Below are 14,999 nucleotides of genomic sequence, written 5' to 3'. Positions count from 1 at the left end.
CTTGGGGAGGGTTGGGATGTTACGCATGGTTCGGGCCGCATATCTTGGAGCGGCATTTCTGATGGGGTCGGGGGTTGGGTTTGCGGCGGATCAGTGGATTTCGCCGACCCCGGATGAGTTGAAGATGACGAGCTTCGCGAAGGCTCCGGGCGCTGCGGCGGTGATCTTGAATTATGACGAGCTGACGGAAGACTCGCTGCACATGGAGAGCCACTACGTCCGCATCAAAATTCTGAATGAAGAAGGCCGGAAGTATGCGGATATGGAGCTGTTCCAGAACAAGGGGTCGGATGGCTGGGCGTATACGGTCGATGATGTGCAAGGGCGTACGATCCATCCGGACGGAACGATCATTCCGTTTACGGGTAAGCCGTACCTGAAGATGATCGATAAGGACAAGGAGCATCAGCATTCCGCGAAGGTGATCACGCTGCCCGATGTAACCGTGGGCAGCATCATCGAAGTGCGATACAAGGGACGCTGGGACGACTATTGGTACACGCTGCCGCGGTGGTATGTGCAGCGCGAGTTGTACGTTGTGAAGTCGCATTTCGTGTGGAAGCCTACGACGCGCGAACTGCATTCGAGCGACGGCACAAGCAACAGCCGGATTTCGTGGACCCCGGTTCTGCCGAAAGGAACGGATCTGAAACAGACGCAGTTGCCTGGTGTGAACGGCAATGCGGGCCAGTTGATCTTTGAGTTGAATGCAAACGATGTTGCCAGCCAGGTGGAGGAAGAGTATATGCCGCCGGTGAAAAGCAACGCGTACCGCGTCCTGTTCTATTACCTGAACTACAGAACAGCAGAGGAGTTCTGGCAGCAGGAAGGGAAGAAGTGGTCGAAGTCCGTGGATAAATTTTCCGACCCTTCCTCGGCGGTGCGTGCATTTACAACTGAGACGACTACGGGTGCGACCACGCAGGAAGAGAAGCTGAAGAAGATCTACGCAGCCGTGATGGCGATGGAGAACACAGACTTTTCTCGTGCGCGGACGGCATCGGAGGATAAGGCAAATGGGCTGAAGGTTGTGAAGTCGGCTGACGACGTGATTGCCCGTAAGCGTGGCAGTGGAGACGAATTGACGGAGCTCTTCCTGGCGATGACGCGGTCGGCGGGGATGAAGTCCTATGGCATGGAGGTCGTGCGTCGCGATGACCGCATGTTCATGCCTGGCTGGCTTTCATTCTCGCAGTTGGATGACATGATTGCGATTGTGACGGTGGATGGCAAGGAGCAGTTCTTTGATCCTGGCATGAAGTATGTTCCGTATGGCCATCTGGACTGGAAGCATACGTTTGCCAGCGGTATCCGGCAGACGGACCAGGGCGTGAAGGTGGACAACGCTCCGGGAGAGAACTACAAGTACTCGCAGGTGCAGCGCGTGGCAGACCTGAAGCTGAACGAGGCCGGAAACGCAACTGGAAGCGCCATCTTCACGTTCCTGGGAGCGCCGGCTGTCCGGTGGCGCCAGAGAGGAGCCCGGACCGACGAGACGGAGCTGAAGCGTGATCTGAAGGATGCGGTGGAGGCGATGTTGCCGAACGGCATGGAGGCCGAGGTCACCAGGATCGAGCAGCAGGAAGAGTACGAGAAACCGCTGAAGGTCACATTGAAGGTCAACGGTCCGGTGGGTGTTGTGACCTCCAAGCGCATGATTCTGCCCGGCGACATTTATGAGTCGCGTACCAAGGCGGCTTTTCCTCATGAGAAACGCGAGCTTCCGGTGTACTTCAGCTACGAGGTATGGGAGCGCGATGCGGTGCGTTACGTGCTGCCTGCGGGGATGAAGGTGGAGTCTGCTCCTGCTACGGCGCAGGATACGATTCTGCAGAGCATGATGTATGACCTGAAATCAGACCAGGTGGCGAACACGATCACTATCCGCCGCAACCTGGCTCGGAACGGGCTGGTCTATCCAATCAGCGACTATCCGACAATGCGGACGTTCTACAACAAGCTGCAGGCCAAGGACCAGGAGAACGTGGTGTTGCAGGTGGCGCCGGCAACAGGAACTCCAACAGCGGCGAACTAGCGGTTAAGGAATCCGGCAGACGCGGATTCCTTTGTAGAGGTAGGGACAATCGAGGCGGGTGCTGGCCGTGGGAGAAAGAATGACCCAGGTCACACCCGCCGGTTTCATTCTGGCGATGCGTTCTGCGTCGTCCATGTTATCCAGACCATGCTGCAGGCGGATACCATCCGCCCACTGTCCGGCAATCGAGGGCTTGACGGCGGCAATGCCGCCGTCCTTGGAGTAGTCGGGCAGGGCATCCCGCAGGGCGATCGAGCGGAACAGGTGTGTGTCCTCGCCGGAGATGTCGTTGTAGTCGGCATCCATGGCGAAGAGCGCATCCTTTGGCGTGTTATCCCGCACCCAAAGGAAGACGTTCTGCCAGTCGTTTGAAAGCGGACGGCCGGGTAGCTCCAGGTGAGCTGTGGATGGATAGGTGCTGCGTTGCACGCAGAACATCAGGCCGGCAAGTGCGGCGCAGAGAACGATGGCCGGAACCTTACTGCGCAGCAGGGAAAGCAGCGAGCCGAGGGCCAGCGTCATGAAGATATAGAGGAAGGTAAAGAAGCGCAGGGGCTGCAGGCTGGCAACCAGGTGGTTGCCGGAGTCAGGATGCGCGAAGATCAGGTTGAGCGCGACGACGGCGGCTCCGCCAAGGCAGAGGGCGCGGACGAAGTCCGAGCAGGTGCCGGTCAGGTAGGCAGGCCGGAAACGGTCAAGAGCGAGCAGAACGATGGGCGGAGCGATAACGCCGAAGATTTCGTCCCAGCTCCACTGGGTAAGGAACCAGTAAGGGCGCGAGAGGACAGCCTGGTGATAGGCAGCGGACTCCGGCGGCGCCAGGCGATGGACAACCAGGGCCGTGAGCAGGGCGAAACCGAGAATACCGGCCATGGCGTACCGGCGGCTATCGCGAAATGCCAGCGTAAGAGCGATCAGGAAGACGCCGCAGGCCGCGACAAGGGGGTGCAGCAGGCCGCCCGCGAGCAGAAGAAGCGCGATACGTAGCCAGCGCGGCTGCAGGCGCAGCGATTCGGCGATGGCGAAAAGCACCAGGGGCAGGCTGAGGGAGCGCGAGGTGATGTAGGGGTCGACGGTGATGATAGAGGTACCGGCGACCGGCGCCGTCATGGTGACCGTGAAGATCAGCAGGCTGCACCAGCGGGCAGCGGAGCTCCGCATGCAGCGCTGCAGGATGAGGTGCAGGCTGGCGAGCGTGAGATAGAGGGACACGATGTAGGCGAGGAAGAAGACCCACGTCAGGGACAGGTGGGTCAGTGTGGCGATTCCCGCCATGATGCGTGAGAAAAAGACGCAGGTGACGTGGGCGTCCGCGAACTGAGGCAGGTGCGGGAACAGCTGCGGATGAAGGGCGTGTTCCGCCGCTGCCAGGTAGATGCCGCCGTCTTCGCTGTAGGGGTGGTAGCCGTGGATAGCAAGGGCTGACAGCGTGAGCAGCCCCAACAGCGCTGCCTGGCCGCCGGATGAAGCGGCAAACTGGCGTACGGAGTGTTCTGCCGTTTGTGGCTGGTTTGCGACAAGCGTTGCCAATTCCGAGAGCGCTCCGATGAGTTATTTGCTTAGACGGGTGGGAAATTGAAAAAAGTTTCGAGAAACCCGCTTTTGATAGGGGCCTGGGAAAAAGCTGCTCCGTCTGTCCTCACTATAATAAGAGCGATGCCCCGCACCCACGAATTGTTGCCAAGGCTCGCCGCCGTTGTTTGCGCGAGGATGACTGCATGACGCCACAGCAGCGCCGCAACCTGCTGAAGACGATCCCCGGGTTCCTGATCAGTGGATTTTTCCTCTGGTACACCTTCCGCAGCGTGGATTATGCGGGGTTGAGCAAGGTGCGGCTGGTCGCGCCGGGCTGGATTGTGGTCGCGGTGGTGTTTCTGGTGGCTGGGTACACGTTGCGTTCGCACCGCTGGTGGCTGATGATGCGGGCGTCGAGCAAGGCAAAATTCAGCGCCTGTGCGCGTGTACTGATGACCAGTTTTGCGGCTAACAACATCATGCCGCTGCGCATTGGCGATTTTCTGCGCGTCTTCAGCTATGCGAATGACCTTGATTCGACGGCTCCGGCGATTCTGAGCACGGTGGTGCTGGAACGCGTGCTGGACGTCTTTACGCTGCTGCTGTTGTTCATGATTACGATGGGCCGCAACTCGACGCTGCTGTCCCACAAGTCGCAGATGATGGCGCGTGTTCTGCTGCTGTGTGTCAGCCTGGCGGTGCTGGTTCTGCTGCTGGCTGCCGGAGCATTGAAGACGCCCCTGCGGAAGCTGCTGAGCCTGCTGCCGCATCCCGGGTTGGTGGGCAAGCTTGAGGGCCGCCTGGTGTCGGCACTGGACGCGATTGCGCTGATTTCGCTGCCGGTGCGGATTTTTCTGGTTCTGGAGTCGTTCATCCTGTGGACATGCGAGGGCATGATCTTTGTCTCGGTGGCGCGGACGCTGGGGATTGTCAGTGACTGGATCGGTCCGTGGCAGGCGCTGGCCTTTGCCAACCTGTCGTACCTGATTCCCAGCTCGCCCGGAGCGGTGGGCACCTTTGAGTTCACGGCCAAGCTGGCCATGGTTTCGCACGGCGCGGCGGAGACGCCTGCCGTGGCCTTTGCATTGGTAGTGCATGTCTTTATCCTGTTCACGGTGACGGTTGCCGGCGGTGTGATGTTCCTGCTGCACCGTGCCAAACGTGGGCCACACCCGTCGCTGGGAGAAGAGATGGAACAGCTTCCGGCCGAGCTTCCGTAAAGTAGAGAGAGTTTATGTATCGCAAGATTCAGTTAGAGCTGCTGCGGCAGATTGCCGTCGTGGTTGAGAGCAAGTACGGGATTGAGCTGCCGCAGTTTGCGGTGGAGCAGCCGCCGAAGATCGAGTTCGGCGAATACGCGCTGCCGGTTGCGCTGCAGCTGGCCAAGCGTGTGAAGAAGGCTCCGCGAGCCGTGGCTGAGGAGCTGCGCCCGGAGCTGGAGTCGATTGATGGCGTGGCCGCGGTGGAGATTGCCGGGCCGGGTTACCTGAACATCAAGCTGGACCGGGCGGCAATTGTTGCGCGCATGGCCGCAGAGGAGCACGCCGATGTCGGCGGGTCGGGGTTCCGCCTGCTGGAGCATACCAGCATCAATCCGAACAAGGCAGCGCATATCGGCCACCTGCGCAACGCTATTCTTGGTGACACCTTCCAGCGCCTGCTGCGCAAGGACGAATACAAGAGCGGCTACGACATAGGCGTGCAGAACTACATTGACAACACCGGAGTGCAGGTGGCGGATGTAGTGGTGGGGCTTGAAGCCCTGGAAGGCAAGAAGCTGCCCGAGGTGAAGGCCTTGCTGGCAGAGCTTGCCGTAAAGGGTGAGCGCATCGATTACTACATGTGGGACCTGTATGCGCGGGTCTCGCAGTGGTACACGGCTGACGAGGCCGAGAAGGACGTCCGCAAGAAGCTGCGCCTGGATACGCTGCACGCGATTGAGCATGGCGGCAACGAGACGGCGGAGATCGCCGACCTGGTAGCGACGGCCGTGCTGAAGCGTCACCTGGAGACGATGGAGCGGCTCGATATCGAGTACGACTTTCTGCCGCGCGAGAGCGAGATTCTGCACCTGAAGTTCTGGGATGCGGCGCGCTCTCTGATGATTGAAAAAGGTGTTCTGTACCAGGAGACCGAAGGCAAGAACAAGGGCTGCTGGGTGATGCGCCGTGCCGGTACAGAAGGCGTTTCCGAAGGACCGGATGAAGAGGCGAAGATCATCGTCCGCTCGAACGGAACGGTGACCTATGTCGGCAAGGACATCGCGTATCACCTGTGGAAGTTCGGTCTGCTGGGCCTGGACTTTGGCTACAAGCCGTTCCATGAATATGCTTCGCACACCTGCTGGATCTCGACGGAACAGGGCGTGGAGCCGCATCCGTACTTTGGTCGCGCGGACGCAATCTACAACGTGATTGACTCGCGTCAGAACGATCCGCAGAACAACGTGAAAGAAGCGCTGCGCGGTATGGGCTATGAAGATGCCGCCGACCGCTACACCCATCTGAACTACGAGATGGTGGCGCTGACGCCGCGTTGCGCCCTGGACCTTGGTTATGCCGTGAGCGAGGAAGACCAGCAACGGGCGTATATCGAAGTGAGCGGTCGCAAGGGATTCGGCGTGAAAGCCGACGACCTGCTGGACAAACTGATTGCCGCGGCGAAGGCAGAGATAGACGCGCGGCGTCCGGAGTTTGCTGAGGAAGAGCGGGCGGAGATTGCCCGCAAGATCGCCGTGGGTGCGCTGCGCTACTTCATGCTGAAGTACACGCGCAATACGGTGATTGCGTTTGACTTCCGTGATGCGCTGAGCTTTGAGGGCGAGACCGGGCCGTACATCCAGTACGCTATCGTGCGCGCGGGCAACATCTTCCGTAAGGCGGGTGTGAGCGAGGCCGAGGCCATGACCGCAATCAACGCCGGAGATCTGTTGGCGGGTGAGGCGGGCGTGAGCATCTGGGAGGTGTGGCTGACGGCGTCGAAGCTGACGCTGGTGATTGAACAGGCTATCCAGAATGCGGAGCCGGCGATCCTGGCCAAGTATGTCTTCCAGCTTGCCCAGCAGTTCAACAACTTCTACCACAAGCACCACATCCTGACCGAGACGGACGAGGCGAAGAAGAAGCTTCTGTTGGCGACAGCGGCTGTAGCTAAACGCGAGATGGTGCGTGCGCTTGGTCTGCTGGGGATTGAAGCGCCCGAGGTGATGTAAACCGATTGCGTTGCCCCATTCTTTGTGCGGCTGTATCGCACAAAGGGTGGGTTTTGCGCATTTACGCGACGAGTTTCTTATTCTGCAAATACGAGGCGCTCTGATCTCGCTTCGCTCCATACCCCGCCCTTCGCTATGCGAAGAATGGGGCAACAAGGGACTCTAAAGTTTTGCCGCCTGTGCGAGGGCGGCGAGCATCTGGTCACGCTGAATGGGTTTGGAGAGCACCGCGATGATGTTCAGGCGGTGCTGTTCTTCGTCCGCAATTTCTTCAAGGCCGGAGGCGAGCAGGATGGCGGGTCTGCCGCCGCATTGCTCAATCAACTGTGGGCCGTTCATCCCTGGCAGGTTGTAGTCGACGAGCAGGGCGTCAATTGCTTCGCCGGCCAGAACCTTCAAAGCATCCTCGCCGCTGGCAGCCGTTAAAACGTGATACCCCTGCCGCGCCAGCCATATCGGAAATAGCTGGAGCAGCAGGGGTTCGTCATCGACAAAGAGGATGGTGGGTTGCCGGGGCATGGCTCACTGGGCGGTGGAACGGACCCATTCTACGATGGAACGCACCGCGAAGCCGCTGGGACCTTTGGGCGACCACGGCTTGTCGGCGTCCTGCCAGGCCATGGCGGCGATGTCGAGGTGCATCCAGGGAGTATCGCCGACGAACTCGCTGAGGAAGGCGGCAGCGGTAGAGGCTCCGCCCCAGCGGGTGTTGGAGGTGTTCATCAGGTCGGCGATGGCAGACTTCATGGGCTGCAGGTAGTCGTCGTTGCAGGGCAGGGGCCAGAAGCCTTCGCCCGCGACCCTGGCGGCGGCGGCAAACCCAGCGCTGACGGCTTCGTCATTGGTGAACAGGCCGGCGTTGATCTGGCCCAGGGCAACGGCGCAGGCACCGGTGAGGGTGGCGGCATTGATCAAGCGGGTAGCGCCGAGCTGCCTGGCATACCAGAGACCGTCGGCCAGCACCAGGCGGCCTTCGGCGTCGGTGTTATTGATTTCAATGGTCTTGCCGCTGGCGGCGGTGAGAATATCTCCCGGTTTGTAGGCCCGGCCGGAGGGCATGTTCTCTGCCGAGCAGATGACAGCGATGATTTTGAAGGCGGGCTTGAGCGCGGCGATGGCCTGCATGGCTCCGATCATGGCGGCGGCGCCGGCCATGTCGTACTTCATCTTCTCCATGCCATCGGAGGGCTTGATGGAGATACCGCCGGTGTCAAAGGTGATGCCCTTGCCGACCAGCCCAAAGACGGGGGCGTCTGGCGCCGGGGAGGTGGCTGGCGTGTAGGTCAGTACGATGAGCGCGGGCGGCTCATAGCTGCCCTGGGCGACACCGAGAAAAGCGCCCATGCCGAGCTCTTTAAGCTTGTCTGTTGAGTAGACCTCGGCGGCCAGGCCGGAGGTCTTCGCCATTTCGGCGGCGCGCTGGCCAAGCACGGTGGGGGTGAGCTTGTTGCCTGGCTCGTTGACCAGGGAGCGGGCGAAGTTCTGCGCCTCGGCGATGATGCTGCCTTCGGCTGCGCCGGTTTCCACGGCGGTTTTCACGGCAGATGGAGCAAGCAGGGTAAGGGTGCTGATGCTCTGGTCCTTACGGTCGGACTTGTAGGTGTCGGGGTCGAAGTCAGCGAGCGTTGCGCCTTCGAGGATGGCTTGTGCGGAACGGGTGGGGTCGAGGGTGAAGGCTTCTCCCGAGGGGAAGAGCACACTGAGTTCGCGGATACCGCGGGGCTTGGCAAAGCGGACGGCGGTTCCGGAGGCCTTGCGCAACTCCACGGTGGAGAGTGACTTAGGCTTGCCGACGCCGATGATCAGCAGGCGCTCGGACTTCAGTCCGGCGGGCGAGTGCAGAAGTACGGTTTCAGCGACGCCGGCCTTGAACTCGCCGGAGGACAGGACAGCGGAGGCAGCGTAGTTCACGTCCGTGGAGGCGGTGAGCAGCGTGATCTGCGGCGTGCCGTCCTTCTCGGTGTTCAGGTCGGTGGCGAAGACGGCGAGGAGCGGAGAGGTGGAGGACGCGACGTCCTCGAAGAGGAGCTTGGTCTGCATGAGGACTATGGTAACGCCGGGGATCGGTCATCGTTGTGCCAGACGAAAACTCAAACCGTTGTCATCTTGACCGTATCGCAGGGAAGAGATCCGTATCTGCTTCGTAAGCCGGGCATGCCTGCTTACTCCGGTCGAAATGACAAGTGCGGTATCAGGAAAGATTGAGGGAAAGGGAATCTACCGCCGCTGGCTGCGGGCAATGGCGGCTTTGGCTTCTTTGTCGGCTTCGCGGCTGCGTTCGGTCTCGCGCTTATCCCAGTCCTGCTTACCCTTGGCCAGGGCCAACTCGCACTTTACGCGGCCGTGCCGGAAATAAAGCCGGGTGGGGATAAGCGTAAAGCCCTTTTGGGCCGTCTTACTGATTAGCTTACGGATCTCTTCCTTGTGCAGCAGCAGCTTGCGGGTACGCAGCTCCTCGTGATTCATGGAATTGCCGTGCGAGAAAGGGCCGATGTGGGCGTTGAGCAGGTAAATTTCACCGTCTTTGATCAGGCCGTAGGCGTCTCTCAGATTAGCCTTACCCTCGCGGACAGATTTAACCTCGGTGCCGCGCAGGGCGACTCCGGCCTCAAAACGGTCGGTAAGAAAGTAGTTATGGCTGGCGATGCGGTTCTGGGCTGCATCGCGCTCCCCATTAGCCACGGGGTCACGTGGGCGCGTGGGACGCGCCTTGACGGCTCCGGCAACAGGTTGGCTTCCAGGACGAGGCATACGAAGGTTTGATGTTAACACGCAGCAAAGGATTCGGCGGGGGATTCCGCTTTTGGGATCATAGGCATAGCATGGACGGACAGCCCAAGGCGGGCAGGCCCGCGATGCTATACTTTCGCCATCAGGAAGCCGGGAGCGGTCCGATTTCACGCAAAGATTTGAGCCTTTACAGAACCATGGATCGCAGCTTCGCGCCCATTCGTCATGCAGCCTTTGTTGCCGCCGTTTTGGCGCTTGCTGGAGGGGTGATGCACGCCCAGTCGGCCGGATCGCTGTACAAGCGTGGCCAGCAGTCAGAGGCGACGCAGGACTACGATGCTGCCTACGAGGCGTATCGTCAGGCCCAGGCAAAGAAGCCAAAGGACTTACGTTACAAGGTGAAGGTCGAGCGGTTGCGCTTTGAAGCTGCCACGGCGCACGTGGACCGTGGCCGTATTCTGCGGCAAAGCGGCGACAGCGGAGGCGCGTTGACGGAGTTTGCCCGCGCCCTGCAGATTGACCCTGCCAATGAGACGGCGCAGCAGGAGCTGGACCTGACGCAGAAGATGGCTGCGGCCACTCCCGCGCAGCAACAACAGCAGATTCTGGACAGCGGCGTTGTGGCGACGCAGGCGGAGATTGCCGGCCTGGGCGGTCCGGTGACGCTGAAGCCGATTTCGAACGACCCCATTACATTGCGCATGGTGGAGGACACGAAGAATATCTACCAGGCGATTGGCAAGGCTGCGGGACTGAACGTGCTGTTCGATCCGGCCTATACCTCGACGCGCATTCCGGTGGAGTTGAACAACGTCTCGCTGTATGACGCGTTGCGTATTGTCGGTGCGATCTCCGGCACCTTCTGGAAGCCGGTGACGGACAACACCATCCTTGTGGCGCAGAACACCCGCAACAAGCGCCAGGATCTGGATGAGATGGCAGTGCAGACCTTCTACCTGACGAATGCCACGCAGACGGCGGACACGAACGAGATTGTGACCGCGCTGCGGAATGTTTTCGGCCAGGGACAGAATGTTGGCGTCTATGCTATCCCCAGTCAGAACGCGATTGTGATGCGCGCGACGCCGGACCAGCTGCTGCTGGCGCAGAAGCTGCTGAACGATCTGGATCGCACGAAGCCCGAGGTGGTTGTGGATGTAGCGGTGCTGGAAGTGAACCGCAACAAGGTTCGCAACCTGGGCATTACGCTGCCGCAATCGTTTGGCGTGACGCCGACGACCACCACGACGACTTCGAGCTCCAGTTCAAGCTCCAACTCGTCCACGACGACGACCAGCAATCTGACGCTGAACAATCTGGCTCATCTGAACGGCAACAACTTCAACGTCACCATCGGTACGGGCACTGTGAATGCCCTGCTGACGGACAACGACACGCGCGTTCTGCAGAATCCGCGGATTCGTGCGACGGACGGCCAGAAGGCGACGCTGAAGATCGGTTCGAAGATTCCGATCGCAACGGGTTCGTTTGCCTCCGGTACGACGGCGGCGGTGAGCGCCCTGGTGAACACGCAGTTCACGTACATCGACGTTGGTGTGAACATCGACATGACGCCAACGGTGCATACGGACCGCGACATTACGCTGAAGATGAAGCTCGAGGTCACCTCGCAGAGCGGATCGGTAACGATCAGCTCGGTGACGCAGCCGATCATCAGCCAGCGCAGCGTGGAGCATACGATCCAGTTGAAGGAAGGCGAGCCGAGCATCCTGGCGGGCATTTTGACGCGGCAGGACTCGCTGGATGTGAGCGGAACCCCCGGTCTGGGCGAGCTTCCTCTGCTGAAGTACGTTTTTGGATCGCGGCAGAAGACGCAGGCGCAGGATGAAGTGGTGTTCCTGCTGATTCCGCATCTGGTGCGTGAGAGCATGTTGAGCCGCATGAACACGCGCGCAATTGATACCGGCACCAGCCAGTCGATTGAGCTGCGCCGCGATCCCACTGCCGAGGCGGCCGCTGCGGCCAGCCTTGCAGCAACGGCGGCGGCTGGAGCGACGAGCGCTCCGGGCCAGCGGACCACCGCAGCCGCGGCGGCGAATGCCGCGATGCAGCAGTTGCAGCAGGACGGCACGGTAGCCCCTCCGGTGGCGCCTCCGATCAACTTTGCAGTGACTCCGGCAAATGCTACACAGGCGGTTGGCAGCACCTTCCAGGTGGCGGTGATGGCTTCGAATGCGCGCGACCTGTACTCGGTGCCGCTGCAGATGCAGTTCAACCCGCAGGTGCTGCAGCTGGTGAACGTCGACAGTGGCGAGATGCTGGGTCGTGACGGCCAGGCGGTTGCGCTGGCGCACCGGGATGAGGGCAACGGACAGGTGACGATCTCGGCTTCACGTCCGCCATCGACCAAGGGCGTGGATGGACAGGGAAGCATTTGCGTGTTGACCTTCAAGGCTCTGGCCGCGGGCGATTCGAACCTGTCGCTGACCAAGGTTGGCGCTCAGAATTCGGCGCAGGTGAATCTGCCGTCGGTGGGTTCGCAGGGCGTTGTTCACGTCAAGTAAAGCCATGCCGAAGCATGCTCCAAACCGTAAGGGTGAGGCAGGTGTCACCCTGGTGGAACTGATTGTCGCGGTGACAATCATCGCCATTCTTGCGTCGGCGGTGGTGCCGATTGCACGCTTCCAGGTGAAGCGGCAGAAGGAGCGCGAACTGCGGCGCGATTTGTGGATGATGCGGGATGCGATTGACCGCTATAAAGACGCGGCCGACCGTGGAGCTTTCCAGACGAAGCTGGACAGCTACAACTATCCCCCGGATATTGAGACCCTGGTGAAGGGCGTGGATGTGCAGGGGCACAAGGTGCGTTTTTTGCGCGAGCTTCCAAAGGACCCGATGACCGGCAACACGGACTGGGGAATCCGGTCCATGCAGGACGACCCGAGTACGGATAGCTGGGGCGGTCAGAATGTATTTGACGTGCACACGAAAAGCACGGCGACGGCGCTGGACGGATCGAGGTACTCCGAATGGTGAGAAGGCGGAGCGCGGAGCGAGGCTTCACGCTGATTGAGCTGATTATCGTGATGACCATCATCCTGCTGCTGATGGCGATGGCGATTCCCGCTTACCAGAACTCGGTGAAGAAGGCCAAGGAAGCCGTGCTGAAGGAGGATCTTCAGACGATGCGGCAGGCCATTGATTCGTACACGGTCGATAAGGAAAAAGGTCCGCAGACGCTGGATGACCTGGTACAGGCCGGATATCTGAAGTCGATGCCGATTGACCCGTTTACCCATAACAAGGACACCTGGCAGACCAGCTCCGACGGGTCGTACAGCTCGGTGGACCAGACGGATACAGGGATCCAGGACGTGCATAGCGGGTCGCAGGAGATTGGCACGGACGGCAGCATGTACTCGACATGGTAGACCGGCAATACACGGCATGGCGTCTTTACACGGTGTTGCGTGTCCGGTCGCAGGACTGGGGCGGCAGCATCGTGGTGCACCAGGGAATGGACAACGATGGTATGGCTCTGGCGGTTGCGGCCAACCTCTGCGGCGCGGTGTTCCTGGGCCTGGAGCCTGACCCTGCGCAGGCGCGCGTCGTTATGCGTGCCGGCTTCTGCGATTTCCTGGTGAACACGCTGGATGAAGCTCTCCGCGCGATGAAGAACGAGGTGCGCAAGCACCGTCCGCTGACGGTGATCCTGGAAGGCGACGCCGCGGCGCACCGGGCTGAGATGAAGGAACGCGGCGTGTATCCCCAGCTGCAGGTCATCCGGGAAGGGGAAGAGCCGATTCCCACCGGGCGAGTCGAAGAACTTTCCGCCATGCTGGCAACGGCGGATGCGGCGCACAGCCTGCTTGCCATGGTGGTGACGGCCAACTCCAATGCCGAGTTGCGCGGTGCCGACCGTGCGATTGCGGAGATTATCCCCGAGGGTGACCCGCGCCGTGCCTGGGCGACCGGCGCGCCGAAGTTCTTTGTGCGGGAGCAGCCACCCCGCCGCTATGTATGGCTGGATGACCCGGAGCTTGAGGCTATGCTGGCAGTGCTGCCAGCAGGGCTGACCATAGAGCCTTTGTCCCATTCTGCTTATTGACCGTGCAGGGGATTACGTTGTCCACCTGGTGCTCGCGCTTGAGTGCGGCAATGGACTTGGCGAGCGTGTTGTTGGAGAGACGGTCCGCCTTGGTACCAACCACAATGTAGGGCCGCTGGTGCTGCTGGAGGAAGTCAATCAGCATGCTGTCGCTGGGCTGCGGTGGGATGTTGGTATCCACCAGGCAGACGGCCAGCGCCAGTGTCTCGCGCTCGGTGAGGTAGGGCTCAATGAATGAGGGCCACTCGGCCGAGATGGACTTGGAGATCTTGGCGTAGCCGTAACCGGGCAGATCGGCAAAGATCATCTTGGGAGGAGTATTGGGGTTGTTGTGCAGCGCGAAGAAGTTGATCGCGCGTGTGCGGCCCGGTGTTGAGGAGACGCGCGCCACGGTTTCGCCCAGCAGGGCATTGATCAGGCTGGATTTGCCAACATTGGAGCGGCCAAGAAAGGCGACTTCCGGCACCGAGGGTGCGGGGAAGTGCGAAGGGCTTGTGGCCGAGAGCAGGAATTTGACGGAAAACTTCACGTTGTTAAGTGTAGCGGGCGCGGAGAGTGATCTCCGCGCCCGAGGTGTTTTTGCCTGACAGGTTGTTTTATTTGCGGACCGTCAGGGGAGCCGTGAGGTGGAAGTTGATCAGGCTCTCCGAGGGGATGGTGACGTCCTTGTTGCCGGTGAAGGCCGCGCCTGCGGTACCAGCTCCTGCGCCGGAGGCTGCACCGATGGCTGCGCCCTTGCCTCCGCCCGCCAGTCCACCGATCAGGGCGCCGAGACCCGCGCCGCCAGCGATGAAGCCGGTGGTGCGCTTGCCCTTACCCTTTACGGCGACCTCGTAGGAGGAGCCAGAGACGTGCATGCCGTTGATCTCCGTCAGTTCGATGCCCAGGGCTCCGGCGCCCTTGAAGCGGCCCTGGCCCTTGGCTGCGGTGACGGTGCCACTTACCTCAGTGCCGCGCGCGAAGACGGTAGCTCCGTCGACGGTAATGGGAGCATTCAGAACTCCGCTCCAGCCATCGCCCACATTGGACGCCTTGGCGGAGATGGTCTGGTTGATGCGGACCGGTACGCGTGTGCCATCCGGTACGGTAATCGTGGTCACCACGGGCGCCGCCGGGCGTGGTGCCGGAGTTGCCGCACGGGGAGCCGCCGGAGCGGGAGCCGGTGCAGTCGCGGTGGTGCTGGCCGGAGCTGCACCTTCAGGGGCCGGCTGGCCGTTGACCGGCAGGCTGGCGCTGTTCGGAGCCTGACCCGGAGGCGGCTCGGGAGTCGAGCTCTTGCAGCCCGTGAATCCAACGGTGGCCAGAACGAGGGCGGCGGTGAGAGGGAAAGTACGAGACATGATGCGGTGTCCTTTCTTACGGTCTTGCGTGTGGACCAGTACCATACTTCAGTTTGGATGGCGGCTGTCTCAAAAAGCGTTGGCTGGACCGCGCAAACA

13 protein-coding genes are annotated in these 14,999 nt (G+C 60.9%); 7 read left to right on the top strand and 6 right to left on the bottom strand.

The window, feature by feature from the left end:
- Positions 1–25 precede the first annotated feature (25 nt).
- Complete coding sequence (locus OHL13_RS10360) at positions 26–2,035, top strand: DUF3857 domain-containing protein (protein ID WP_263410051.1); 2,010 nt, start codon at positions 26–28, stop codon at positions 2,033–2,035.
- 3 nt (positions 2,036–2,038) lie between these two features.
- On the opposite strand, the gene OHL13_RS10355 is transcribed toward OHL13_RS10360, so the two are convergent.
- Entirely contained in the window at positions 2,039–3,565 is a 1,527-nt protein-coding gene (locus tag OHL13_RS10355; protein WP_263410050.1) for a hypothetical protein, read from the bottom strand.
- A 188-nt stretch (positions 3,566–3,753) separates the two neighbouring features.
- Here OHL13_RS10355 and OHL13_RS10350 point away from each other — a divergent pair, with 188 nt between their 5' ends.
- Both OHL13_RS10350 and OHL13_RS10345 read left to right on the top strand, forming a co-directional pair.
- Positions 3,754–4,770, top strand: a complete 1,017-nt coding sequence (locus OHL13_RS10350) for a lysylphosphatidylglycerol synthase transmembrane domain-containing protein (RefSeq protein WP_263410049.1) — start codon at positions 3,754–3,756, stop codon at positions 4,768–4,770.
- Positions 4,771–4,784: 14 nt separating this feature from the next.
- The gene (locus OHL13_RS10345) at positions 4,785–6,761 is read left to right on the top strand and encodes an arginine--tRNA ligase (protein WP_263410048.1); all 1,977 of its coding nucleotides are present in this window, start codon (positions 4,785–4,787) and stop codon (positions 6,759–6,761) included.
- Positions 6,762–6,923: 162 nt separating this feature from the next.
- Here OHL13_RS10345 and OHL13_RS10340 read toward each other — a convergent pair whose 3' ends face one another.
- The 3 genes from OHL13_RS10340 to smpB all read right to left on the bottom strand — a co-directional run bounded on the left by OHL13_RS10340 (position 6,924) and on the right by smpB (position 9,512).
- Positions 6,924–7,280, bottom strand: a complete 357-nt coding sequence (locus OHL13_RS10340) for a response regulator (protein ID WP_263410047.1) — start codon at positions 7,278–7,280, stop codon at positions 6,924–6,926.
- A gap of 3 nt (positions 7,281–7,283) precedes the next feature.
- Positions 7,284–8,801: a leucyl aminopeptidase gene (locus OHL13_RS10335; RefSeq protein ID WP_263410046.1), complete on the bottom strand. Its 1,518-nt coding sequence runs from the start codon at positions 8,799–8,801 to the stop codon at positions 7,284–7,286.
- A gap of 177 nt (positions 8,802–8,978) precedes the next feature.
- Complete coding sequence (smpB, locus tag OHL13_RS10330) at positions 8,979–9,512, bottom strand: SsrA-binding protein SmpB (RefSeq protein WP_263410045.1); 534 nt, start codon at positions 9,510–9,512, stop codon at positions 8,979–8,981.
- A gap of 176 nt (positions 9,513–9,688) precedes the next feature.
- Here smpB and OHL13_RS10325 point away from each other — a divergent pair, with 176 nt between their 5' ends.
- The 4 genes from OHL13_RS10325 to OHL13_RS10310 are packed head-to-tail and all read left to right on the top strand — an operon-like array spanning position 9,689 to position 13,560.
- Positions 9,689–12,016, top strand: coding sequence for a cohesin domain-containing protein (locus OHL13_RS10325; RefSeq protein ID WP_263410044.1), 2,328 nt, complete (start codon positions 9,689–9,691; stop codon positions 12,014–12,016).
- A 4-nt stretch (positions 12,017–12,020) separates the two neighbouring features.
- Positions 12,021–12,488, top strand: a complete 468-nt coding sequence (locus OHL13_RS10320; protein WP_263410043.1) for a type II secretion system protein — start codon at positions 12,021–12,023, stop codon at positions 12,486–12,488.
- Positions 12,482–12,883 (top strand): type II secretion system protein, encoded by a 402-nt coding sequence (locus OHL13_RS10315; RefSeq protein WP_263410042.1) that lies wholly within the window; start codon positions 12,482–12,484, stop codon positions 12,881–12,883. The genes OHL13_RS10320 and OHL13_RS10315 overlap by 7 nt, the downstream gene beginning before the upstream one ends.
- The gene (locus OHL13_RS10310; RefSeq protein WP_263410041.1) at positions 12,877–13,560 is read left to right on the top strand and encodes a hypothetical protein; all 684 of its coding nucleotides are present in this window, start codon (positions 12,877–12,879) and stop codon (positions 13,558–13,560) included. Before OHL13_RS10315 ends, OHL13_RS10310 begins: the two co-directional genes overlap by 7 nt.
- Here the strand turns inward: OHL13_RS10310 and yihA are convergent.
- On the bottom strand, positions 13,499–14,089 hold the full coding sequence (gene yihA / locus OHL13_RS10305) for a ribosome biogenesis GTP-binding protein YihA/YsxC (protein WP_263410040.1): 591 nt from the start codon (positions 14,087–14,089) through the stop codon (positions 13,499–13,501). The two genes, OHL13_RS10310 and yihA, sit on opposite strands and share 62 nt — an antisense overlap.
- A gap of 67 nt (positions 14,090–14,156) precedes the next feature.
- Positions 14,157–14,900, bottom strand: a complete 744-nt coding sequence (locus tag OHL13_RS10300; RefSeq protein ID WP_263410039.1) for a hypothetical protein — start codon at positions 14,898–14,900, stop codon at positions 14,157–14,159.
- Positions 14,901–14,999: the final 99 nt, after the last annotated feature.

This window comes from Terriglobus tenax (assembly GCF_025685395.1).
GTDB lineage: Bacteria > Acidobacteriota > Terriglobia > Terriglobales > Acidobacteriaceae > Terriglobus > Terriglobus tenax.
Note: the sequence above shows the minus strand (reverse complement) of the source record. Positions and strands in the feature narration are given on the sequence as shown.